Source organism: Pseudoprimorskyibacter insulae (genome assembly GCF_900302505.1).
Lineage (GTDB): Bacteria > Pseudomonadota > Alphaproteobacteria > Rhodobacterales > Rhodobacteraceae > Pseudoprimorskyibacter > Pseudoprimorskyibacter insulae.
On sequence record NZ_OMOJ01000003.1, the window covers coordinates 126,141 to 146,887 of the forward strand.

Genomic DNA, 20,747 nt, shown 5'->3' on the forward strand with positions numbered 1-20,747 from the left:
CCTGCGTCGTCACATTGCAAATCCCGCTGGAACGCGCCCGAAACATTGCCAGACCGCCCAACACACAGCACCGCCGCCCCTGTCATTTTCTGACCCAAAATATCCCGGGGAGCGCGAGGGGCAGCGCCCCTCGCCCCGATCGGCTGCCGCAGGCAGGCGATCCAATCCATCACTTTCGACTGCCGCAGACAGGCGAAACCCTTCATAGCAGCCCCGCCAGTTTGCCCGCATCGAACCCCGGACCCGGCACCAATTCGACCCCGGCCTTGGACATGCGCACTTCCAACCCAGCCTCAACCAAGGCCGTTTTCATCGTATCCACGCCCGAGAAATCCTTGCTCTCCATCGCGGCCGCCCGAAGCGCCGCCAAGGCATCGGCATAGGCGCGCAGATCGACTGAAACCGCCGCCCAATCGCCCAGATCCGCGCCCAGCAAACCCAGCAGCGCGGCACCGGCCTTCAGGCTCGCCGCATCACCGGCACCGGCCAGTTTGTGCAATTCGGCAATCGCGCCTGCGGTGTTCAGGTCATCCGACAGCGCGGCAACCACGGCCTCGGGGGCAACCCCGGCCTCAACGCCCTCTACCATGCTACGCCATTTGCGCAGGGTGGCTTCGGCATCGCGGGCCTTTTCGGCGGTCCAGTCCATCGGCTTGCGGTAATGGGTGGACAGCATCACAAAGCGGATCACCTCGCCCGGCACACCCGCCTCACCATCGTGGCCGTCCAGCAGATCCCGCACGGTAAAGAAATTGCCCAAGGATTTGGACATCTTCTTGCCCTCGACCTGCAACATCTCGTTGTGCAGCCAGACATTGGCAAAGCCCGCGCCATCGCCGGAATGTCCATGGGCGCAGCAGCTTTGCGCGATCTCGTTTTCGTGGTGCGGGAACATCAGGTCGTTGCCGCCGCCGTGGATGTCAAACGTCTCACCCAGCAGTTCATAGCTCATGGCTGAACACTCGATGTGCCAGCCCGGGCGGCCTCGGCCCCATGGGCTGTCCCATCCCGGCAGGTCATCGCTTGAGGGCTTCCACAGAACGAAATCCATCGGGTTTTTCTTATACGGCGCGATCTCAACCCGCGCGCCTGCGATCATATCGTCAACTGATCGTCCCGACAGCGCGCCGTATTTGGCATAGCTGTCCACGGCGAACAGCGCGTGGCCTTCGGCGGCATAGGCGTGCCCTCCCGCAATCAGGCCTTCGATCATCGCAATCATCTGGTCGATATATTGCGTCGCGCGGGGCATGTGGGTCGGCTCCATCACGCCGACCGCGCCCATATCGGCCAGATACCAGCCGATGGTTTCCTCGGTCCGCTCGGCAATCAAGGCCTCAAGCGACCGCGCATCCCCCGCCGCCTTGCGGGCCTGCGCGGTGGCGTTGATCTTGTCGTCCACGTCGGTGAAGTTGCGCACATAGGTCACCTGCGCCTCGCCATAGACATGACGCAGCAGGCGGAACAGCACGTCGAACACGATGGCAGGGCGCGCATTGCCCAAATGTGCCCGGTCATAGACGGTCGGCCCGCAGACATACATCCGCACATTTTGCGGATCGATGGGCGCGAAAGCCTCTTTCGTCCGGGACTTGGAGTTCGTCAGTCTGATCGTCATGGGCCAATCCTCGCGGGCGTCTCGCGGCGGGATTAGCAACTTACCATCGGATATGGAATAGAAGACCGTCCCGCCAGAATGTCAGGCGGTAATGCAGCAGCCAATAATGATGGTCGCATGGGTCATACTGCGGGCGTAGCACACCCGCAGCGGCCTGTCATCAGCCATTCAGCGATACGAGATCATCTCGTATTCCACACCATCCGGCCCCATGAAGTAAAACCGGCGGCCCGGTTCATAATCGGCGTGGGATTTGGGTTTGAACCCGGCTGCGGCGACCTTGGCCTCTATCGCGTCCAGATCCTCGACCACGATGCCCACATGATTGAGCGCCGCCCGATGCGTATAGCGCGGGGCCTGATCCTGCGCGGGCTTCGATTGACGGTAAAGGGCCAGATAGCCGGCGTCGCCCCCCACATGGACGGTGTAACCATTGTCGAGCGCGGCCCCGCTCCAGCGCACGCGCCAGCCCAGCAGATCACATAGGAATGCGGCGGTCAGGTCTGGGTCGGTGACGGTAATGTTCACGTGTTCCAATTGCGCGGTCATGTCAAAGCTCCTTGATTCTTTGAAGATGACACCACGATAATTCCTCAAGTTCACTTGAGGACAAGCGATAATAATCGTGGCCCCACGGCCACCCCGCGCGGCAGGCCGAGGCGACCTCCGCCATGCGCCCTATTTACACCCAAGTTCTGTGCAACCAAACGGGCGCGGCTTCGAGTGGACCGCCCAAAGACAAAAGCAACGACGACTGATTTGATGAAAACCGTATATCTTCACGCCCTGCCCGGCGGCGCACATGAATTGTCCCTGACCCCGTTGGCCCATCTGAAAGTGGCCAATCGCAATCAACGCAGCTTTGACGCGCTGGCCGATGCCATGCCCGCAGGCGAATTGCACTTGGTCGGGTTTTCCATGGGAACGCAGGCGGCTTTGCGGCTGGCCGACATTCTGGGATCGCGCGTGGTGCGCGTGACCTTGGCATCCCCTGTGGTGCCGCCAATACTGGGCGGTGTGCTGCCCAAATTCATCGGCACTGGCGGATTGCTGGGTCGCCTGTCGTCTGGGTTGGCGGCCAAGGCCGTGGCCAAGCCCATTGTCGCCGCCGAGCCAGAGTTCTTTGCAGACAAAGACCAGCACCGCGCCTTGGTCGCCTCAATCCAGCAGGGGCTGACCAGCAATGCACCCGCGATGATGCGCGAATGCGCGGCCTTTGAAAAACCGTGGCACGGCTGTCTTGAGCGGATTCGCTGTCAGGTTTCGATCTGGCAAGGCGAAGATGACGCCTTTGTTGCACCCGAAACAGCCTCGGCGCTGGCACGTCATCTACCCTATGCCGAAGTCAACTGGTGCAGAGCACGTGGACATTATGCTACGCTAGAGCAAACGATGTTCGCCTTGTCTAAACACCCGGATCTTGCCTAATGCCTGAAGTCTCTCGTCGCCTTGTTAGTTTATCCCCCCAAGGACAGGACGGGTGGGAAATCTACCGCGAGGCGCGCGAACGAAATCTGAAGGGCGAAGGCATCATCGAACTGACCATCGGCGAGCCGGATGTCAAAACCGATCCCAGCATTCTGGATGCGATGCATGCCTCGGCCCGTGGTGGGCAAACAGGCTATCCAGTGGTTCCCGGCACGGATGCGCTGCGCACTGAAATTGCCCGGCGGGTGCAGTCCCGTACTGGGGTTCGGACGGTCAAGAACAACGTTCTGGTCACACCCGGCGCACAGATGGCGCTGTTTGCCACGCATTTGCTGACCGCTGGCGATGGGTCGGCGGCGCTGCATGTTGATCCCTATTACCCCACCTATCCCGGCACGATCCGGTCGGCGGGTGCACGGCCCGTTTCGGTGCCGACCTCGGCGGCGAATGGTTTTTTGCCGAATGAACAGGCGCTTGATGCGGCTTGGGCCACGTACCGCGCCCGCAGCCTGCTGATCAACAGCCCGAACAACCCCACCGGCGTCGTCTATCCCGCCGCAACGATTGAGGCGATTGCCCGCGTGGTGCAGCGCAATGATGGCTGGCTGATCTCGGATGAGGTCTATGATACGCAAGTTTGGGAAGGCAATCACGTCAGCCCCCGGTCCCTGCCGGGGATGATGGATCATACGCTGGTCGTCGGATCTATGTCCAAAAGCCACGCCATGACCGGCAGCCGCGTCGGCTGGATCATCGGGCCCGAACGCGTGATCGAAGCGTTGCGAAAACTGGCGGTTGTCACGACCTATGGCGTGCCGGGCTATATCCAAGATGCCGCGCTTTATGCGCTGCAAATGGGTCCGACCGCCGAACGCAAGGTTTGCGAACCTTTCTTGCGCCGCCGGAATATGTTGCTCGACATCGCCAAGGGCTATAACCAATTGGAACTGGTCCGTCCAACCGGGGCGATGTACGCCTTTCTGGACATTCGCAAGACCGGCCTTTCCGGCGAAGATTTCGCACGTAAAATGATGAATGAACAAGGCGTTGCCGTTATGCCCGGCGAAAGTTTCGGACGCTGCGCGGCGGGCCATATTCGCATGTCGCTGACCGTCAAAGATGCCCAATTGCAAGAGGCGTTGCCGAAGGTCTTCGCAATGGCTGTGGATCTGGCCAAACAGAAATCATGATGCAAACCCCCATTTCATCCATGCGCAACCTTGGCCCTGCGGTCGAACGCGAATGCACCCGTGCGGGCATTGCCAGCGCCGAGGATCTGCGGGAGTTGGGCGCGCATGAAGCCTATCGCCGGATGCTGCTGTCCGGCACGCAGGCGCATTTCATCGGCTATTACGTCCTGCACATGGCACTTCAAGGTCGCCCTTGGAATGACTGTAAAGGCAAGGAAAAAGACGATCTACGCCAAGCCTTCGACGCCCTGAAGGCCGAAGTGGCCGGGCACAAAGACCGCGCCCCAGCCGGGATTGACCGCATCTTGGATGAAATCGGCGTGATCGCGCGGCGTTAAAGGTACATCCGCGCAAAGGCCCAGTTGGCCGCCTGATGGACCACGCCAAATTCATTGGCCTTAAGCGCCGCGTCCAATTCCTCAACGCTCATGGTCTCGATCTGCATTTCTTCGTGATCGCCGGAATCGGGGGCCTGCACCCGGCGGCAGTCCTTGGCAAGGAAGTAATGCCCGGTGCAGCCCTGTTGGTTGCCGTTGTCCACATAGGTGCCAAGCGCCGTCCAATCATCTGACACCATGCCGGTTTCTTCGAGCAATTCGCGCTTGGCCCCGTCCATCGGCGCCTCGCCCGGCTCAATGAAGCCTGCAGGCACCGACAGAACCACGCGGCCCGGCCCGTGTTTGTAGTTCCGTAGCACCAGAACCCGGCCATCCTCCATCACGGGGACGATGCTGGCGAAGGTGCGCAGGTGAACCTGAAAGAAATCGTCAATCACCTTGCCATTGGGCAGTTCGATCTTCTGCTGCGAGATCTGGAAAAAGGGTTTGCGTTCAAAAATGATGTCTTTCGACAGGGTCTTCCAGGGTTTCATTGCACCGCCTGCTAGAATTGAAAACGCCGCCCCAAGAATGGGACGGCGTCAGGATAGGTAAGGCTTGGGTCCAAAGGAAGGCGATTAGCCGACCAGTTCGAGGCCCGAGAAGAAATACGCGATTTCAACAGCCGCGGTTTCAGGGGCGTCCGAACCGTGAACCGAGTTTTCGCCAACCGATTCCGCAAACTCAGCGCGGATGGTGCCGGCGGCTGCGTCTGCGGGGTTGGTTGCGCCCATGACTTCGCGGTTCTTGGCAATGGCGCCTTCGCCTTCCAGAACCTGAACAACAACCGGTGCCGACGCCATGAAGTCACACAGTTCGCCGTAGAACGGACGTTCGGCGTGCACTTCGTAGAACTTGCCAGCCTGAGCCGGGGTCAGCTGGATGCGCTTTTGTGCGACGATGCGCAGACCTGCATCCTCGAACTTGGCGTTGATCTTGCCGGTGAGGTTGCGCTTGGTTGCATCGGGTTTGATGATCGACAGCGTGCGTTCGATGGCCATTGTGGTCACTCCTGTTGATGCCGGGAATGGCCCGGCCCGTCTGAATTTCGCGGCTCCGATAGCATGGGTTGCCGCGCTTGGAAAGGCCCGTTTGCCTGCAACCTTCCCCATGCGCGGCCTGATGGGCTGTTTCTTCGGCGCCGTTCAAGACCGCTTTCCAAAGCCTGCCGCCTCTGCTACGCCGCGCCCATGCTGACCATTCGCGATCTTGTCTATAATATCGAAGGCCGCCCCCTGTTTGAGGGCGCAAGCTGCGTTGTCCCTGACGGCCATAAGGTTGGCCTTGTCGGCCCCAATGGCGCGGGCAAAACCACGCTGTTCCGCCTGATCCGGGGCGAGCTGACGTTGGAGTCGGGCGCCATCGAACTGCCCAGCCGCGCCCGCATTGGCGGCGTCAGCCAAGAGGTGCCCTCGTCCGAGGTGTCGCTGATCGATACGGTGCTGGCCGCCGATACCGAACGCGCCGCGCTGATGGCCGAGGCCGAAACAGCGACCGACCCGGACCGCATCGCCGAAGTGCAGACCCGCCTTGCCGACATCGACGCCTGGAGTGCCGAGGGCCGCGCCTCGTCCATTCTGCGGGGCCTTGGGTTTGACTATGACGACCAGCAAAAGCCGTGCAGCGCCTTTTCCGGCGGCTGGCGGATGCGCGTGGCCTTGGCGGGGGTGCTGTTTTCGCAGCCTGACCTGCTGCTGCTCGACGAACCGACAAACTATCTGGACCTTGAAGGCGCGCTCTGGCTGGAAAGCTATCTGGCGAAATACCCCCATACGGTCATCATCATCAGCCACGACCGCGGCTTGCTGAACCGCGCCGTCGGCAGCATCCTGCACCTCGAAGACCGCAAGCTGACCTATTACGGCGTGCCCTATGACATGTTCGCCCGTCAGCGCGCCGAAAAACGCGCGCAGTTGACCGCGACCGCCAAAAAGCAAGAGGCCCGCCGCGCCCATCTGCAAAGCTTTGTCGACCGCTTCCGCGCCAAGGCCACCAAGGCCAAACAGGCGCAGGCCCGCCTGAAAATGATCGAACGCATGGACATGGTCACCGCCCCCGAAGAGGCGGCCAAGCGTGTGTTCACCTTCCCGCAGCCCGATCCCCTGTCGCCGCCGATCATTCGGATTGAGGGCGGCTCGACCGGCTACACCGACACGCCCGTGCTAAAGCGCCTGAACCTGCGCATCGACCAAGATGACCGCATCGCCCTGCTGGGCAAGAACGGTCAGGGCAAATCCACGCTGGCCAAGCTATTGTCAGACCGTCTGGCGCTGATGGATGGTCAGATCACGCGCTCGTCGAAGCTGCGCATCGGCTTCTTTGCGCAACATCAGGTGGATGAGCTTTATGTCGATGAGACCCCGCTTCAGCACCTGCAACGCCTGCGCCCCGAACAGCACCAATCGAAACTGCGCGCCCTGCTGGCGGGCTTCGGCCTTGGTGCCGATCAGGCCGAAACCGAGGTCGGGCGCCTGTCGGGCGGACAAAAGGCGCGTCTGTCGCTGCTGCTGGCCACGCTGGATGCGCCGCATCTGCTGATCCTTGATGAGCCGACCAACCACCTCGACATCGAAAGCCGCGAAGCATTGGTCGAGGCGCTGACTGCCTATTCCGGCGCGGTGATCCTTGTCAGCCACGATATGCACCTGCTGTCGATGGTGGCCGACCGGCTTTGGCTGGTCAAAGACGGCACCGTCACCCCCTATGAGGATGACCTTGACGCCTATCGCACCTTGCTGCTGACCGCCGACAAGGTGGAAAAGGCCGATAAACCCAAGGCTGAAAAACCGAAACGCGCCAGCCGCGACCAGATCCTTGCCCTGCGTTCTGAGGTTCGCAAATGCGAAGACCGCGTGCAGAAAATCACTGAGATGCACGAAAAGCTGTCGGCCAAGATGGCCGATCCCGCGCTTTACGACGAGGACAAGAAAGCCGATCTGGAGCTGTGGAGCCGCAAATTTGCCGAGGTCGAAGACGGGCTGGCCCGCGCCGAGGAGCTGTGGATGGAAGCGCTCGAAAAGCTGGAGACGGCCGAGGCCGGTTAAACCCGCCGCAGTAGCGCATAGATGAAGGGCTGAACGGTGCCTTTGGGGGTAATGTGCTCATGCCGCACGCCGTCTTCCGGCGCACAAATATCTGCAAATTCAGCCACTAAGGCGTCATAGCTATAGCGCCGAACCGGCAGGCCACTACATTTTTCCGGCCCATCTTCGGCAAAGGTGGCAATCACCACCGCGCCGCCCACAGGCACCGCCTTGGCCAATATCGCGCGATAGGCGTCTCGCTGCTCGGCCTCGGTCAGGAAATGAAACACGGCGCGGTCATGCCAAAGGGCATAGGCCCGATCTGGCTCCCACGCCAACACATCCCCAACCACAAACCGCGCCTGCGGAAGTCGCACCCGCGCCCCTGCCAAAGCCGCCTCGGACAGATCCATTACTGTTACGTCAAACCCGCGCGCCGCCAGCGCATCGGGCATAGATGACGCACCCGCCCCCACATCGACCACGGCAGACCCGCGCGGCAAACCCGCCTGATCCACAAGGCGCAATCCAGCCTCAGGTACAGGCTCGTACCATGTCAGCGTCTCAGCAATTGCACCGTCGTAGCGGGCATTCCAATGGTCGGACAAATCACTCATTCCGATTTTCTAATATATCACCCTCCCTCTGGACAGCCCCTTTCAAAGCCCCTACCCCATATCCATGGATACAGCGTTTCTCATCACATCCTTCGCCACGCTTTTCGTGGTGATCGACCCCATCGGCCTAACCCCGGTCTTCATCGCCCTGACCGCAGGGGCCGACAAAGCGCATCGCCGCACGGTCGCTATCCGCGCCTGCGTGGTTGCAGCGCTGATCCTGCTGCTGTTCGCCTTCCTTGGCGAAACGGTTCTCAGCACCATCGGCATTTCGATGCCGGCCTTCCGCATCTCGGGCGGAATCCTGCTGTTCATCACCGCATTGGACATGCTGTTCGAACGCCGCACCAAACGCCGCGACAATCAGGCCGAGGAACAAGCCGAAGAACCAGAACACCCCGACCCGTCCGTCTTCCCCATGGCGATCCCGCTGATCGCAGGCCCCGGTGCCATCGCCTCGATGATCCTGCTCATGGGCCAAACAACCAACGCGATCGGCGTGGCCACGGTCATCGGCGTCATGCTGGCGGTGATCGTCATCGCAGCCGTGATGTTCCTGCTGTCTGGCCCCATCGAACGGGCCTTGGGCAAAACCGGCATCACCGTGGTCACACGCCTGTTGGGAATGCTCCTCGCAGCCCTGTCGGTGCAATTCGTCCTGGACGGTCTTAGCGCCGTGGGCTTCGGCGGATAAAAAACGGGCGCGACCCAAACCGCCGCGCCCCTATATTTTCTGACAAAATATATCCCGGAGAGCACGAGAGGCAGCGCCTCTCGTTCGGCGCTTGCGCCGATCCTACCCCAAAGCCTTGCCCAAACGCGGCAACCGCGCCTTTTTCAGCAAGGCCCGCATCTGCCATTCCTCGCCCGACAAACGCCGCGCGGTGGCCAGAACATCCGCACAGACCGCGCCAACCACCTCGGGCTGGGCCTCATAAAACCCGATCAGAAACCCATCAGGGTCGGCCCGGCTGACGCCTTCTTCGGCCAAGATGTTGCGGGGAAAATCTGACGCGTTCATGGTGACGATCACGTCCGCCGATCCTGCAATCGCCGCTGCCAGAACATGGCGGTCCGCCACATCGGGCAACCACAGCCGATCTTCGAGCGACGGCTTCCACATCACCTCAGCCTTGGGCCAAGCGGCCCGCAAAAGGGCAATCTCGCCGCGTGCCTGCGCCTCGCCCTCTGGCCCCAATTTCCGCGCGGCCCGCGCCCATTCCTCAAGAATGCGCGCCGACCACAGCGGCGTGTATAACCCGGCCCGGGCCACACCCAGCAGCACCTCACGCATCACCGTGGGGAACATCACGCAGGTGTCGAGCAAGACCTTCATTGCAGGCGGAACACCAGCGCTTTCAGATAGCCGCTTTCGGCCAGTTGCGGCATCAGCGGATGGTCAGGCCCGGCAAAGCCGGTGTGGACCAGTTGCGCCCAACGGCCAGACCGGCCAATCCCACGCAGGCACGCGCCTTGGAACGCATTCAAATCCGCCGCGTGCGAGCAGGAGCACAGCACCAGATAACCGCCCTTTTCGACCAGTGGCGCCGACAGACGGGCCACGCGCTCATAGGCGCGCAGACCGGCCTCAAGCGCCGGTTTGTTCGGCGCAAAGGCGGGCGGGTCACAAACCACCACGTCAAAGATGGCGTTTTCTTCGCCAAGCGCGGCCAGCACGTCAAAGGCATCGCCCTGACGGGTTTCGAACCGATCTGCCGCGCCCATGGCGGCCGCGCCTTGCTGCGCCAATTCCAGCGCGGGGGCCGAGCCATCGACCGACAAAGCAGAAACCGCACCACCGGCCAAAGCGGCCAGCGCAAAGCCGCCCACATGGCTGAACACGTCGAGCACCTTGGCCCCATCGGCCAAACGCGCGGTAAAGGCGTGGTTCGGGCGTTGGTCATAAAACAGGCCGGTTTTCTGTCCGCCGGTCAGGTCGGCCATATAGGTCGCGCCGTTCATCTGCACCGGCACCGGCGCATCGGGGGCTGCACCCAGCAGCACCTTGTCTTCGTCATCCAGCCCTTCAAGCGTGCGGCCGCGGCCACCGGCGTTCTTGAGGATGTTCTTGACGCCCGTCACCTCGGCCAGCGCGGCGGCCAGATCATCCATCAACACATCGGCATAGGCGGCATTCGGCTGCACAACGCAGGTGTCGCCGAACCGGTCCACAATCACGCCCGGCAAGCCATCGGATTCGGCATGGATGAGGCGGTAGAATGGCGCATCGAACAGACGTTCGCGCAGTTGCAGCGCATGGGCGATGCGGGCGGCGAACCAGTTCTTGTCGATCACCGCCTCTTCATCGCGGTCCAGCATCCGGCCAATGATCCGCGAATTGGGATTGACCGCCACAATGCCCAGAAAGCGACGCTCGGCGTCTTCCAGTCGGGCGATGGTTCCCGGCTCCAACGCGCGTGTGCGGCGGTCGGTGACCAGTTCATTGGCGAAAACCCAAGGAAAGCCACGGCGCAGGGCGCGGGCATTGGCTTTGGGGATGAGTCGGATGGTGGGGGTGCTGGATTGGGTCATGGGCCCATTTAGCGGCTGCGGCGCATCAGGAAAAGCGCTATTGTGCATTCAGCCCCTTGATCGCACTTTTGCACGCCCCCTCCGTTCGCTCGTCCTGACTGTTAGGCCTTTACTGTTAGCGCTAACCGAGGTAGGAGAAAACCAACTGCCCTCCGGGACGGACCAGAACAACCGCAAAGGACCCGCCATGAGCCTGAACGCCACGATTGCCGCCGTTACCGACCGGATCAAAGCCAGAAGCGCCGAGTCGCGTGGGATTTATCTGGACCGGATGCGCCGCGCCGCCGAAGACGGCCCGCGCCGCGCGCATCTGACCTGTGGCAACCAAGCCCACGCCTATGCGGCCATGGGCGGCGATCAATCGCGCCTTGCCACGGAACGCAGTGCCAATATTGGCATCGTGACCGCCTATAACGATATGCTGTCGGCCCACCAGCCGTTCGAACGCTTCCCCCAGATCATCCGTGATACCGCCCGCGCGGCAGGTGGCACGGCGCAGGTTGCGGGCGGCGTGCCTGCCATGTGCGATGGCGTGACCCAAGGCCAGACGGGCATGGAACTGTCGCTGTTTTCGCGTGATGTCATCGCGCTGGCCGCTGGGGTCAGCCTGTCGCACAACGTGTTTGACGCTGCCGTTTACCTTGGTGTCTGTGACAAGATCGTGCCGGGGCTGGTGATTGCTGCGGCAACTTTTGGCTATATCCCCGGCATCTTCCTGCCGGCGGGGCCGATGCCCTCGGGCCTGCCGAACGATGAAAAAGCCAAGGTCCGCCAGAAGTTTGCCACCGGCGACGTCGACCGCGCCGCGCTGATGGAGGCCGAGATGGCCTCGTACCATTCGCCCGGCACCTGCACCTTTTACGGCACCGCCAACACCAACCAGATGCTGATGGAGTTCATGGGCCTGCACCTGCCCGGCGCGTCCTTCGTGCACCCCAACACCGAACTGCGCGACGCGCTGACCATCGCGGGCACCCAACGTGCGTTGGAAATCACCGCCATGGGCAACGACTACCGCCCCGTCTGCGACGTGCTGGACGAAAAGGCCTTTGTGAACGGGCTTGTGGGGCTGATGGCAACAGGCGGGTCCACCAACCTTGTGCTGCACCTGCCTGCCATGGCCCGTGCAGCCGGTGTGAACCTGACGCTGGAAGATTTCGACGACATCTCCTCCGTCGTGCCGCTGATGACCAAGGTCTATCCGAACGGTCTGGCCGACGTGAACCACTTCCACGCCGCAGGCGGGCTGCAATTCATGATTGGCGAGTTGCTGGATGCGGGCCTGCTGCATGAAGACGTGACCACCATCGCAGGCGATGGCCTGTCGCGCTATGCGCAGGAACCGGTGATCAACGATGGCGCGCTGGCATGGCGCGAGGGTCAGAAGACCACGCTGAATGACAAGATCCTGCGCCCCGCGTCTGATCCGTTCCAGAAAACCGGCGGGCTGAAACAGCTTCACGGCAACATGGGCCATGGCATGATGAAAGTGTCCGCCGTTGCGCCCGAGCGCCGCGTGATTGAGGCAAAGGCCCGCGTGTTCCACACCCAAGAGGCCGTGAAAGACGCGTTCAAAGCGGGCGAATTCACCGAAGACACGATCGTTGTTGTCCGTTTCCAAGGCCCCAAGTCCAACGGCATGCCCGAACTGCACGGCCTGACCCCGACCCTATCAGTGCTGCAAGATCGCGGGCTGAAGGTGGCGCTGGTCACCGATGGCCGCATGTCGGGCGCATCGGGCAAAGTGCCAGCCGCGATCCACGTCAGCCCCGAAGCGCTTGGCGGTGGCCCGCTGGCCCGTTTGCGGGACGGCGATCTGGTGCGCGTCGATGCCGAGGCCGGGACGATTGACTGCCTTGAGTCTGATTTCGACAGTCGCACGCCGGTGACCGCCGATCTGACCGGCAACGGCAATGGCGTGGGCCGCGAATTGTTCGAGATGTTCCGCCAAACGGTTGGCCTCGCCTCCGAAGGCGCGGCCGTGGTGGTGTAATGCAAAACGGGCCGGAGATGATCCGGCCCGTCTTTGTCAAAGCTGTGGGATCGTCTATGCGATCATTGCTTTTCCAACACGTAAGTGCCGGTGCCGCTATAATCGATGATGCCGGCCTTGTTGTTGTCGTCGATGGCCAGTTGCGCCGTGCCGATGGAATGATGCCCAGCCGATCCCATCATATTGCCGCCCAAAGTCAGCAATGCCGAACCGGTTGTTCCAAGCGAGGCCGCGTTGGTCGCCGTGATGTCTGCGCCCAAGATCACGTTGAGACCAGCGGCGCGCGTGGTCACCGTGCCCGAGGCGGGCGCCGGAAGGGTGATCGTGTTTTCGTTCGTCAACAGCGTACCGCTGCCGTTTGCATGTGCGGTATCAAAGGTGGTCGACCAGGTGAAATCGGCCCCCGTGGCATCCTTGCCGCGAATATTGCCAACCGTGCCGGTGATCGACGACTGACCGGATTTGGCAAAGTTGACCGTCAAATCGGCATCGCCCAGAACATCGGTGGCAACCACATTTGTTGGGGTGGCAGCCTCGGCAATATTGGTCAGATAGACATTGCCGGTGTATTTCGCGCTGCCTGTCGACGGCATATCGCTGGTCGGGGCGTTGGACAGCGCCGTCGGATCGCTATAGGTAGCGTAAAGCGCTTTGTAGGATGTCACACTGGCCGCAGCACCTGTGCCGCCAGATCCGCCAGCACCGCCGCCACCGCCGGACCCGCCATTGCCAAGGCAGCCAGCCAAGGCAAAGGCGCCGAAGGCCGCAATTCCGAGTTTGATACTGAGTTTTATAGGCGTCATTTGATAATTCACTCCGCTATGAAATCGTATTCCCGACACAAGAAAGCGGCCCGCAAAATGCAGGCAATAACAATGCGTATTGGCTTAAATATAGCGCCCAGCCCTCCTCCGGGTCAGACGATGCTGTTCGCATTCTGATAGAAAATCAATAAAAAACTCATCTAAAAATCAACCAAAACTCATCAAGTATGGCATACCCCCAGTCGGGCTGCCTCCACTCAGAAAGGACCGACATGACCCCCGCAGAACAAAGCGCCAAAGCCCTAGAGGTTTGCACCCTTGCCCCCGTTGTCCCGGTTCTGGTGATCGACGATGTGTCCCATGCCCGCCCCTTGGCCGAGGCGCTGGTTGCGGGCGGTTTGCCCGCGCTGGAAGTCACGCTGCGCACGCCTTGCGCCTTGGATGCGATCCGCGAAATGGCGCAGGTCGAAGGCGGCGTTGTCGGCGCTGGCACCCTGCTGACCCCCGCCGATGTGGCCGCCGCGAAAGCCGCCGGTGCGAAATTCGGCGTCTCGCCCGGTGCGACGGACAGCGTGATCAATGCCTGTATCGAACATGACCTGCCGCTGCTGCCCGGCGCTGCCACCGCGACGGAAGTGATGCAGCTGCTGGAAAAGGGTTACACCGTGCAGAAGTTCTTCCCGGCCGAAGCAAACGGCGGCGCCCCCGCGCTAAAGGCCATTGGCGCGCCGATCCCACAGGTTAAATTCTGCCCGACCGGCGGCGTATCGATGAAGAACGTTCATGACTACCTGTCGCTGTCCAACACGCTGTGCGTAGGCGGAAGCTGGGTTGCGCCGAAGGACAAGATGATCGCAGGCGATTGGGACGGCATCACCGCCCTGGCCCGCGAAGCCGCTGCCCTGAAAGCCTAAAACAGACTAAGCTGGGTGCCCGGCAATTCGGGCACCCGGAACAGATCACGGCGCAATGCGGGCGGCGACGGATCAAAGCCCAGACGGTTGCGGACCAGTTCGAACCGCTGACCGATCAGGCGGGCATAATGCCCCTCGCCCCGCATCCGATGCCCCCAAGTTGCTGAATAATCCTTGCCGTCGTGCATTTCGCGCAAGCGGGCCATCACGCGGTCTTTGCGGCCCGGATAGTGTTCCTCTAGCCAGTCGCGCCACAGCGGCGACACCTCAAGCGGCAGGCGCAGCATGATCCAACTGGCGGCATCGGCCCCGGCGGCGCGGCCTTCGGACATGATCGCCTCAAGCTCAGGGTCGGTGAGCGCAGGCACAATCGGCGACACCATCAGCCGTACCGGAATGCCCGCGCTGCGCAGATTGCGAATGATCGCAAGGCGGCGCTTGGGCGATGGGGCGCGCGGCTCCATCCGGCGGGACAGATCGGCGTCAAGCGTGGTGACGGATATCCCGACCCGCACCAAACCGCGTTCGGCCATCGGGGCCAGCAGGTCAATATCACGCTCAACCAAGGTGCCTTTGGTGACGATGGCAACCGGATGGTTGAACCTGTCCAGCACCTCAAGAATGTCGCGCATCAGGGCGTAGCGCTTCTCAATCGGCTGATAGGGGTCGGTGTTCGACCCGATCGACAACGGCGCACAGGAATAGCGTTTGCTGCGCAGTTCTTTTTCCAACCCCTTCGCAATGCCGGGCCGCGCCACCAGCCGCGTTTCAAAATCCAACCCCGGCGACAGGCCCAGAAAGGCATGGGTGGGACGGGCAAAACAGTAGATGCACCCGTGTTCACAGCCGCGATACGGGTTGATGGTGCGATCAAAGGGCAGATCCGGCGACCGGACATAGTTCATCGCCTTGGTGATCCGTTCTTCTGTCACCTCGGTTCGAACGGGCGGCAGCGGTTCATCAATGTCCCAGCCATCATGATCGTCACTGCGGCTAAAGGTTTCAAACCGGCCACTGTCGCGGCTGGCGGCCCCCCGTCCGGGGCGGCGATCAGAGGGGATGACGACATTGGCGCACATTGCACAAATGTAGAACAAAACAGAAACGCGCACAATCAGCATGTGCAAATCCCGCACACAATCCGCGTTTTCCGCCGCATTTGGTCGTTCTGTCTGTGGCCAGTGTCGGAAATGGGCGATATCCCCTTGCCAGATTTGACAAATAGTCACACTTAGCCGATGAAGCCCGCCTGCGGGTGCACATGATTAGGATTTGCCATGTCGGAAGAAGAAGACGATATCATCCTGTCCGAACTGGACGATGACGAGCTTGTCCAGCAGATGCAGGACGACCTTTACGACGGTCTGAAAGAAGAGATCGAAGAAGGCGTCAACATCCTGCTTGGCCGGGGCTGGGCCCCTTATGATGTTCTGACCAAGCCGCTTGTCGGCGGGATGACCATTGTCGGGAACGACTTCCGCGACGGTATTCTGTTCGTCCCCGAGGTGCTGCTGGCCGCGAATGCGATGAAGGGCGGCATGGCCATCCTCAAGCCGCTTCTGGTCGAAACCGGCGCACCGCGTATGGGCAAGATGGTCATCGGCACAGTGAAGGGCGACATCCACGACATCGGCAAGAACCTTGTTGCGATGATGATGGAAGGCGCCGGATTTGAGATCGTCGATCTGGGTATCAACAACCCGGTTGAGGCTTATCTGGACACCGCCGCACGGGAAGAGGCCGACATTGTTGGCATGTCCGCGCTGCTGACCACTACCATGCCTTATATGAAAATCGTCATCGACACGATGAAGGAAAAGGGCATTCGCGACGACTATATCGTGATGGTGGGCGGCGCGCCGCTGAACGAAGAGTTTGGCCGTGCCATTGGCGCAGACGCCTATTGCCGCGACGCCGCTGTTGCGGTTGAGACGGCGAAAACCCTGATCGCCCGCAAACACAACCAGCTTGCTGCTGGCTGATTTGCGAGCATTTGCAACATTTTGAAAGCCCCGTCTGCAAGCGGGGCTTTTCTTATGGCCGGTTATCCCCCATATTAAAGGCTCAGAGGAGAGATGAATGCCTATCACCACCTTTGTCGCCATGATCCTATCCGCCGTTGTCGCCTCGGGGCTGACCGTGCTGGCGTTTATGAAATGGGGTGCGATGACTGTTCTGCCGGTCATGATCGTGCTGGCTTTGCTGGCACGCTGGGGTTTGGCCACGGTTCCGGCCGATGACGGCCACGCCTGAAGATTCCGACCTGACAGACCATGGCCTTGATCTGCGCGGCGCAGGCCGCGTGCTGGCCATTGCCTGCGGGGCCCTTGCCCGTGAAATCCTCGATCTGAAACAGGCCAATGGCTGGGATCATCTGGATCTGCGCTGTCTTCCGGCGATTTTGCACAACCATCCCGAACGGATCACCGATGCCGTGCGCAAGGCCGTGGCCGACAACCGCGACCGCTATGATGAGGTGTTCGTCGTCTATGCCGATTGCGGCACCGGCGGGCTGTTGCAGGCGGCCTGCGCCGATATGGGCGTGCAGATGATGGAAGGGCCGCATTGCTATGCCTTCTTCGAAGGCAACGCCGAGTTTACGGATCGCGGCGAAGTCACCGCCTTTTACCTGACCGATTTTCTGGTGCGCCAGTTCGATGCTTTTGTCTGGCGTCCGCTGGGCCTCGACCGGCATCCTGACCTGTTGCAGATGTATTTCGGCAATTACGACCGGCTGGTTTATCAGGCCCAAACCGATGATCCGGCCCTAACCGCGTTGGCGCAATCGCACGCTGACCGGATGGGCCTGCGGTTTGAACGGCGCTTTACCGGCTATGGCGAATTGCAGCGTGATCTGGCGCACTTTGCCGTGCAGGCGTAACGGTTGGAATTGCCATGACACGCCCCATATCTAGCCCATGCTAAAACTGACCCCGATCCTTCTGGCCGTTCTCTATGCCTTTGTCGCCTATCGCTTTTCGGTCTGGCGCACCACGAAAGAGCTGAACGAGAGGTCGACCGAACTGGCGGACCGCACCATGCAGCAGCTGACCGCCAAAATGGCCGAGGCGCTGGATATCCCACGGGTGCGCGTGCACATCTATGAAATTGAGCCGGTGAACGGGCTGGCCGCGCCCGATGGCCGGATCTTCATCACGCGGGGGTTCTACGCGAAATACCGCAACGGCGAAGTGTCCGCCGAAGAACTGGCCAGCGTCATCGCGCATGAGCTGGGCCATGTCGCACTTGGCCATTCGCGCCGCCGGATGATCGACTTTTCAGGGCAAAACGCGCTGCGCACGGCGCTGGCGATGGTGCTGAACCGGTTCCTGCCGGGGATCGGCGTGATGATTGCCAACGGGCTGACCAGCCTGCTGGCCGCCCGGATTTCACGGTCAGATGAGTATGAGGCCGATGCCTATGCCGCCGCCCTGCTGCATAAGGCCGGGATTGGCATCGACGCGCAGATCGGCATGTTCCGCAAACTAGACGCGCTGACCCAATCGCGCGGCGGCACGGTGCCCGCGTGGTTGATGAGCCACCCCAAAACCGCCGACCGCATTGCCGCTTTGGAAAAGCTGGCGCAACGTTGGCAGGTCACCTCTTAAAATCTGATCCAAGCCCCCTAAATCTTAAGACAAGGGAAAGGACCGGGATATGAGCGGCGAACAATTTGGCAATCTGACCTACCTTGTGTTGCTACTGGCCATGTTGTCGGTCGGGCTGATTGCGCGCGGGCGCGGACAGATCCGCCAGCACCTGAAGGCGTTCGGCCAATGGTTTGTCATTATTGCGATTATTGCCGTAGGCGTAGGCCTTTGGGGTGACGTCCGCACCCGCATCATCCCGCAGCAAACCGTGTTTTCTGAGGCCGGTCGGATCGAACTGCCCCGCGCCCCGGATGGCCACTATTACGCCACGTTGGGCATCAATGGGGCCGAGATCCCCTTTGTCATCGACACCGGTGCCAGCAACATGGTTCTGACCCAAGATGACGCCAAAGCGGCGGGGGTTCCGTTGGAGCGGCTATCCTATTTTGGGCAGGCCAATACCGCCAACGGCACTGTGCGCACCGCGCCGATCCGGCTGAACGACGTCAGTTTCGGCCCGTTCGAGGATAGCAACGTGCGGGCCTTGGTGAACCAGGGCGATATGGACAAATCGCTATTGGGGATGAGTTATCTTCAGCGGTTTTCCCGCATTGAGATCAGCAACAACACCCTGATCCTTGAACGCTGATCAGGTGTTCTTTTCGGCCTTCATTTGCCAGCGCCCCGATTCCTCGGACCAGTATTTGGCCGGGCAACCCGCATCGGTCAGGGTTTTCCACTGAACGCGGGCGTGCTGCACCGCTTCGGGGTCGGTGCCGTCAAACAGGATCATCGTGCGGGTCAAAGCGCCCACCTGATCGGCGGTGATATCCGCGCCGTCGATGCTCAGGATGCAGTCGGGCTTGTTCGCAGGCGCTTCTGCCATGGTCAGCAAGATCGGCTGATCGGCGTCATGCGGCCCGCCCTCAAGCCCGTGCGGCAAGAACCCGTCGTCGGGTCCAAGCCATAACTTTTGGTCCAGCCATTCCAACCGTTCGCGGCGCACGCCCTTGATTGCCACCCGCCAGCCTGCCTCTAGGGATTTGCCCAGAAGCAGCGGCAAGGTTTCATCGAGCGAATGCCGCGTCAGGTGATAGAAAAAGGCCTCGCCCATCTTACTCGTAGTGATCTGCGATCAAACGGTTCAGGGTCATGACGCCCCAGCCTGTCACGCCCTTGGGCGACATCGGCAGATCACGCGACACCAGCGCCACGCCGGCAATGTCGATATGCGCCCAAGCGGTTTTGTCCTGAACGAAGCGGGCAAGGAACTGCGCCGCCGTGATCGATCCGGCAGGCCGTCCGCCGACGTTCTTCATATCGGCAACGCCCGATTTCAGCATGTCGTCATAGGCTTGGCCCAGCGGCATCCGCCACGCGCCTTCCTGTTCGACCTCAGCCGATTTCAGCAGCTTGTTGCACAGCGTATCGTCGTTGGAATAAACCGCCGCGTTTTCATGCCCCAGCGCGATGATGGCGGCACCGGTCAGGGTGGCAAGGTCGATCATCGCGACCGGCTTATAGACCTCTTGGGTGTACCACATGATATCGCAGAGCACCAAACGGCCCTCGGCATCGGTGTTGATCACCTCAATCGTGTCACCCTTCATCGAGGTGACCACATCGCCGGGGCGCGTGGCCGTGCCCGACGGCATATTCTCCACCAGACCGACAACGCCCACCACGTTGCATGGCGCTTTGCGCTTGGCCAGCGTCATCATGGTGCCAGCCACGGTGCCCGCGCCGCCCATGTCCATGGTCATTTCTTCCATGCCAGCGGCAGGTTTGAGCGAGATACCGCCCGTGTCAAAGACCACGCCCTTGCCAACCAAAGCCACCGGCGCGGCGTCACGTTCGCCGCCATTCCAGCGCATGACAACGACCTTCGACGGCGAGGCAGAGCCCTGCCCGACCGCCAACAAAGCGCCCATCTTCAGTTCGGCCAGAACATCCTCTTCCAGCACGTCGACCTGAATGCCCAATTCCTCAAACGCAGACAGGCGCGCGGCGAATTCGGTCGTGGTCAGAACGTTGGCGGGTTCGGCCACCAGATCGCGGGTAAAGAACACACCTTCGGCAATGGCGCGCATCGCCTCATATTCGGCCTGCGCCTCCTCGGTCTTAGAGACCATCATGATCGCAGCGGCCAGCGGCGTATCCTCGGCGGTTTTGTGCTGAGTGAAAGCATAGCCGCGCAGCATCAGACCCAGCGCGAACTGGCCAATCCGGCGCACCGGGCTGGCCGCAATCAGCAGCGCGTCACTGCCTGCCACCTTGGCCAGCGCAGCACCCGCGATGCGCACGGTTTCCGCATCGGCGCTGCGGCTGAGTTTGATCACATCCACCGCCTTGGCCGTAGTGCCCGCAGGCCAGGACAGCGTTGAAATATCGCCGTTTTTCATCTTGGACCAGTCAGCCGATTCCGTCAGGCGCAGGATCGCCCCGCGCGTCAGGCGGTTCACCCGGCGACCCGCTTGGTCCATCTTGCCGTCATCGGTGATGCAAATCACCAAACGGCCTTCGAAGGTTTCTAGCGAAGCAAGGTTGAGGTCCTGAAAGGAAATCTCTCTGGGCTGGGTCATGAGCGGGTCCTTTTGGTTCGGTTTGCCAAGATGTACTTTGCCCCGAAGACATTGACCAGAGCCGGGTTTTGCAGCAAACCCATGGAACACGGCAGAGATGCCACGCCAGCCACGTCTTG

At 61.3% G+C, this 20,747-nt stretch carries 23 protein-coding genes; 12 read left to right on the forward strand and 11 right to left on the reverse strand.

What is annotated here, in order from left to right; genetic code table 11:
- Positions 1–202 precede the first annotated feature (202 nt).
- On the reverse strand, positions 203–1,618 hold the full coding sequence (gene cysS, locus PRI8871_RS09760; protein ID WP_108886036.1) for a cysteine--tRNA ligase: 1,416 nt from the start codon (positions 1,616–1,618) through the stop codon (positions 203–205).
- A gap of 168 nt (positions 1,619–1,786) precedes the next feature.
- A complete protein-coding gene (locus PRI8871_RS09765) occupies positions 1,787–2,167 on the reverse strand; it encodes a VOC family protein (RefSeq protein WP_108886037.1) in 381 nt (126 codons plus the stop codon).
- Positions 2,168–2,380: 213 nt separating this feature from the next.
- Here PRI8871_RS09765 and PRI8871_RS09770 point away from each other — a divergent pair, with 213 nt between their 5' ends.
- Genes PRI8871_RS09770 through PRI8871_RS09780 form a run of 3 tightly spaced genes read left to right on the forward strand, consistent with a single transcriptional unit; the run spans position 2,381 to position 4,574 of the window.
- A complete protein-coding gene (locus tag PRI8871_RS09770) occupies positions 2,381–3,046 on the forward strand; it encodes an alpha/beta fold hydrolase (RefSeq protein ID WP_108886038.1) in 666 nt (221 codons plus the stop codon).
- Positions 3,046–4,236, forward strand: a complete 1,191-nt coding sequence (locus tag PRI8871_RS09775; protein ID WP_108886039.1) for a pyridoxal phosphate-dependent aminotransferase — start codon at positions 3,046–3,048, stop codon at positions 4,234–4,236. The genes PRI8871_RS09770 and PRI8871_RS09775 overlap by 1 nt, the downstream gene beginning before the upstream one ends.
- Positions 4,236–4,574, forward strand: a complete 339-nt coding sequence (locus PRI8871_RS09780) for a TfoX/Sxy family protein (RefSeq protein WP_108886040.1) — start codon at positions 4,236–4,238, stop codon at positions 4,572–4,574. The genes PRI8871_RS09775 and PRI8871_RS09780 overlap by 1 nt, the downstream gene beginning before the upstream one ends.
- Here PRI8871_RS09780 and PRI8871_RS09785 read toward each other — a convergent pair.
- Positions 4,571–5,107 carry an NUDIX hydrolase gene (locus PRI8871_RS09785; RefSeq protein WP_108886041.1) on the reverse strand — a complete coding sequence of 179 codons (537 nt, stop codon included), beginning with the start codon at positions 5,105–5,107 and terminating at the stop codon, positions 4,571–4,573. The genes PRI8871_RS09780 and PRI8871_RS09785 overlap by 4 nt on opposite strands.
- Positions 5,108–5,191: 84 nt before the next feature.
- On the reverse strand, positions 5,192–5,614 hold the full coding sequence (gene ndk / locus PRI8871_RS09790; protein WP_108886042.1) for a nucleoside-diphosphate kinase: 423 nt from the start codon (positions 5,612–5,614) through the stop codon (positions 5,192–5,194).
- A 189-nt stretch (positions 5,615–5,803) separates the two neighbouring features.
- Between ndk and PRI8871_RS09795 the strand changes: the two genes are divergently transcribed.
- Positions 5,804–7,657: an ABC-F family ATP-binding cassette domain-containing protein gene (locus PRI8871_RS09795; RefSeq protein ID WP_108886043.1), complete on the forward strand. Its 1,854-nt coding sequence runs from the start codon at positions 5,804–5,806 to the stop codon at positions 7,655–7,657.
- Here PRI8871_RS09795 and PRI8871_RS09800 read toward each other — a convergent pair.
- Positions 7,654–8,253 (reverse strand): class I SAM-dependent methyltransferase, encoded by a 600-nt coding sequence (locus PRI8871_RS09800; protein ID WP_108886044.1) that lies wholly within the window; start codon positions 8,251–8,253, stop codon positions 7,654–7,656. The genes PRI8871_RS09795 and PRI8871_RS09800 overlap by 4 nt on opposite strands.
- 64 nt (positions 8,254–8,317) lie before the next feature.
- On the opposite strand from PRI8871_RS09800, the gene PRI8871_RS09805 reads away from it, so the two are divergent.
- Positions 8,318–8,947: a MarC family protein gene (locus tag PRI8871_RS09805; protein WP_108886045.1), complete on the forward strand. Its 630-nt coding sequence runs from the start codon at positions 8,318–8,320 to the stop codon at positions 8,945–8,947.
- Positions 8,948–9,049: 102 nt separating this feature from the next.
- Here the strand turns inward: PRI8871_RS09805 and PRI8871_RS09810 are convergent, their stop codons facing one another.
- Both PRI8871_RS09810 and PRI8871_RS09815 read right to left on the reverse strand, forming a co-directional pair.
- On the reverse strand, positions 9,050–9,589 hold the full coding sequence (locus PRI8871_RS09810) for an RSP_2648 family PIN domain-containing protein (protein WP_108886046.1): 540 nt from the start codon (positions 9,587–9,589) through the stop codon (positions 9,050–9,052).
- Positions 9,586–10,785, reverse strand: coding sequence for an RSP_2647 family RNA methyltransferase (locus PRI8871_RS09815; RefSeq protein WP_108886202.1), 1,200 nt, complete (start codon positions 10,783–10,785; stop codon positions 9,586–9,588). Before PRI8871_RS09815 ends, PRI8871_RS09810 begins: the two co-directional genes overlap by 4 nt.
- A gap of 187 nt (positions 10,786–10,972) precedes the next feature.
- Between PRI8871_RS09815 and edd the strand changes: the two genes are divergently transcribed.
- Positions 10,973–12,778: a phosphogluconate dehydratase gene (gene edd / locus PRI8871_RS09820; protein WP_108886047.1), complete on the forward strand. Its 1,806-nt coding sequence runs from the start codon at positions 10,973–10,975 to the stop codon at positions 12,776–12,778.
- A gap of 62 nt (positions 12,779–12,840) precedes the next feature.
- Here edd and PRI8871_RS09825 read toward each other — a convergent pair whose 3' ends face one another.
- On the reverse strand, positions 12,841–13,581 hold the full coding sequence (locus PRI8871_RS09825; protein WP_108886048.1) for a hypothetical protein: 741 nt from the start codon (positions 13,579–13,581) through the stop codon (positions 12,841–12,843).
- Between the two features lie 233 nt (positions 13,582–13,814).
- On the opposite strand from PRI8871_RS09825, the gene eda reads away from it, so the two are divergent.
- Positions 13,815–14,456 (forward strand): bifunctional 4-hydroxy-2-oxoglutarate aldolase/2-dehydro-3-deoxy-phosphogluconate aldolase, encoded by a 642-nt coding sequence (gene eda / locus PRI8871_RS09830; RefSeq protein WP_108886049.1) that lies wholly within the window; start codon positions 13,815–13,817, stop codon positions 14,454–14,456.
- Here the strand turns inward: eda and PRI8871_RS09835 are convergent.
- Positions 14,453–15,535, reverse strand: a complete 1,083-nt coding sequence (locus tag PRI8871_RS09835; RefSeq protein WP_108886203.1) for a PA0069 family radical SAM protein — start codon at positions 15,533–15,535, stop codon at positions 14,453–14,455. The genes eda and PRI8871_RS09835 overlap by 4 nt on opposite strands.
- A 198-nt stretch (positions 15,536–15,733) precedes the next feature.
- Between PRI8871_RS09835 and PRI8871_RS09840 the strand changes: the two genes are divergently transcribed.
- From PRI8871_RS09840 to PRI8871_RS09855, 5 genes are all read left to right on the forward strand, one after another.
- Positions 15,734–16,438 (forward strand): cobalamin B12-binding domain-containing protein, encoded by a 705-nt coding sequence (locus PRI8871_RS09840; protein WP_108886050.1) that lies wholly within the window; start codon positions 15,734–15,736, stop codon positions 16,436–16,438.
- 97 nt (positions 16,439–16,535) lie between these two features.
- Complete coding sequence (locus PRI8871_RS19585) at positions 16,536–16,709, forward strand: hypothetical protein (protein ID WP_181389433.1); 174 nt, start codon at positions 16,536–16,538, stop codon at positions 16,707–16,709.
- The gene (locus tag PRI8871_RS09845; RefSeq protein ID WP_108886051.1) at positions 16,693–17,337 is read left to right on the forward strand and encodes a DUF1638 domain-containing protein; all 645 of its coding nucleotides are present in this window, start codon (positions 16,693–16,695) and stop codon (positions 17,335–17,337) included. Before PRI8871_RS19585 ends, PRI8871_RS09845 begins: the two co-directional genes overlap by 17 nt.
- A gap of 37 nt (positions 17,338–17,374) precedes the next feature.
- Positions 17,375–18,064, forward strand: coding sequence for a M48 family metalloprotease (locus PRI8871_RS09850; RefSeq protein WP_108886052.1), 690 nt, complete (start codon positions 17,375–17,377; stop codon positions 18,062–18,064).
- Between the two features lie 49 nt (positions 18,065–18,113).
- Positions 18,114–18,695 carry a retropepsin-like aspartic protease family protein gene (locus PRI8871_RS09855; RefSeq protein ID WP_108886053.1) on the forward strand — a complete coding sequence of 194 codons (582 nt, stop codon included), beginning with the start codon at positions 18,114–18,116 and terminating at the stop codon, positions 18,693–18,695.
- Here the strand turns inward: PRI8871_RS09855 and PRI8871_RS09860 are convergent, their stop codons facing one another.
- Both PRI8871_RS09860 and PRI8871_RS09865 read right to left on the reverse strand, forming a co-directional pair.
- Entirely contained in the window at positions 18,696–19,160 is a 465-nt protein-coding gene (locus PRI8871_RS09860) for a DNA polymerase III subunit chi (protein ID WP_108886054.1), read from the reverse strand.
- Between the two features lies 1 nt (position 19,161).
- On the reverse strand, positions 19,162–20,628 hold the full coding sequence (locus tag PRI8871_RS09865) for a leucyl aminopeptidase (protein WP_108886055.1): 1,467 nt from the start codon (positions 20,626–20,628) through the stop codon (positions 19,162–19,164).
- Between the last annotated feature and the right edge of the window lie 119 nt (positions 20,629–20,747).

Excerpts from the sequence above, each read along its gene's own strand:
- cysS (WP_108886036.1), bottom strand. The coding sequence starts at position 1,618 with ATGACGATCAGACTGACGAACTCCAAGTCCCGGACGAAAGAGGCTTTC.
- PRI8871_RS09765 (WP_108886037.1), bottom strand. The coding sequence starts at position 2,167 with ATGACCGCGCAATTGGAACACGTGAACATTACCGTCACCGACCCAGAC.
- PRI8871_RS09770 (WP_108886038.1), top strand. The coding sequence starts at position 2,381 with ATGAAAACCGTATATCTTCACGCCCTGCCCGGCGGCGCACATGAATTG.
- PRI8871_RS09775 (WP_108886039.1), top strand. The coding sequence starts at position 3,046 with ATGCCTGAAGTCTCTCGTCGCCTTGTTAGTTTATCCCCCCAAGGACAG.
- PRI8871_RS09780 (WP_108886040.1), top strand. The coding sequence starts at position 4,236 with ATGCAAACCCCCATTTCATCCATGCGCAACCTTGGCCCTGCGGTCGAA.
- PRI8871_RS09785 (WP_108886041.1), bottom strand. The coding sequence starts at position 5,107 with ATGAAACCCTGGAAGACCCTGTCGAAAGACATCATTTTTGAACGCAAA.
- ndk (WP_108886042.1), bottom strand. The coding sequence starts at position 5,614 with ATGGCCATCGAACGCACGCTGTCGATCATCAAACCCGATGCAACCAAG.
- PRI8871_RS09795 (WP_108886043.1), top strand. The coding sequence starts at position 5,804 with ATGCTGACCATTCGCGATCTTGTCTATAATATCGAAGGCCGCCCCCTG.
- PRI8871_RS09800 (WP_108886044.1), bottom strand. The coding sequence starts at position 8,253 with ATGAGTGATTTGTCCGACCATTGGAATGCCCGCTACGACGGTGCAATT.
- PRI8871_RS09805 (WP_108886045.1), top strand. The coding sequence starts at position 8,318 with ATGGATACAGCGTTTCTCATCACATCCTTCGCCACGCTTTTCGTGGTG.
- PRI8871_RS09810 (WP_108886046.1), bottom strand. The coding sequence starts at position 9,589 with ATGAAGGTCTTGCTCGACACCTGCGTGATGTTCCCCACGGTGATGCGT.
- PRI8871_RS09815 (WP_108886202.1), bottom strand. The coding sequence starts at position 10,785 with ATGACCCAATCCAGCACCCCCACCATCCGACTCATCCCCAAAGCCAAT.
- edd (WP_108886047.1), top strand. The coding sequence starts at position 10,973 with ATGAGCCTGAACGCCACGATTGCCGCCGTTACCGACCGGATCAAAGCC.
- PRI8871_RS09825 (WP_108886048.1), bottom strand. The coding sequence starts at position 13,581 with ATGACGCCTATAAAACTCAGTATCAAACTCGGAATTGCGGCCTTCGGC.
- eda (WP_108886049.1), top strand. The coding sequence starts at position 13,815 with ATGACCCCCGCAGAACAAAGCGCCAAAGCCCTAGAGGTTTGCACCCTT.
- PRI8871_RS09835 (WP_108886203.1), bottom strand. The coding sequence starts at position 15,535 with ATGTGCGCCAATGTCGTCATCCCCTCTGATCGCCGCCCCGGACGGGGG.
- PRI8871_RS09840 (WP_108886050.1), top strand. The coding sequence starts at position 15,734 with ATGTCGGAAGAAGAAGACGATATCATCCTGTCCGAACTGGACGATGAC.
- PRI8871_RS19585 (WP_181389433.1), top strand. The coding sequence starts at position 16,536 with ATGCCTATCACCACCTTTGTCGCCATGATCCTATCCGCCGTTGTCGCC.
- PRI8871_RS09845 (WP_108886051.1), top strand. The coding sequence starts at position 16,693 with ATGACGGCCACGCCTGAAGATTCCGACCTGACAGACCATGGCCTTGAT.
- PRI8871_RS09850 (WP_108886052.1), top strand. The coding sequence starts at position 17,375 with ATGCTAAAACTGACCCCGATCCTTCTGGCCGTTCTCTATGCCTTTGTC.
- PRI8871_RS09855 (WP_108886053.1), top strand. The coding sequence starts at position 18,114 with ATGAGCGGCGAACAATTTGGCAATCTGACCTACCTTGTGTTGCTACTG.
- PRI8871_RS09860 (WP_108886054.1), bottom strand. The coding sequence starts at position 19,160 with ATGGGCGAGGCCTTTTTCTATCACCTGACGCGGCATTCGCTCGATGAA.
- PRI8871_RS09865 (WP_108886055.1), bottom strand. The coding sequence starts at position 20,628 with ATGACCCAGCCCAGAGAGATTTCCTTTCAGGACCTCAACCTTGCTTCG.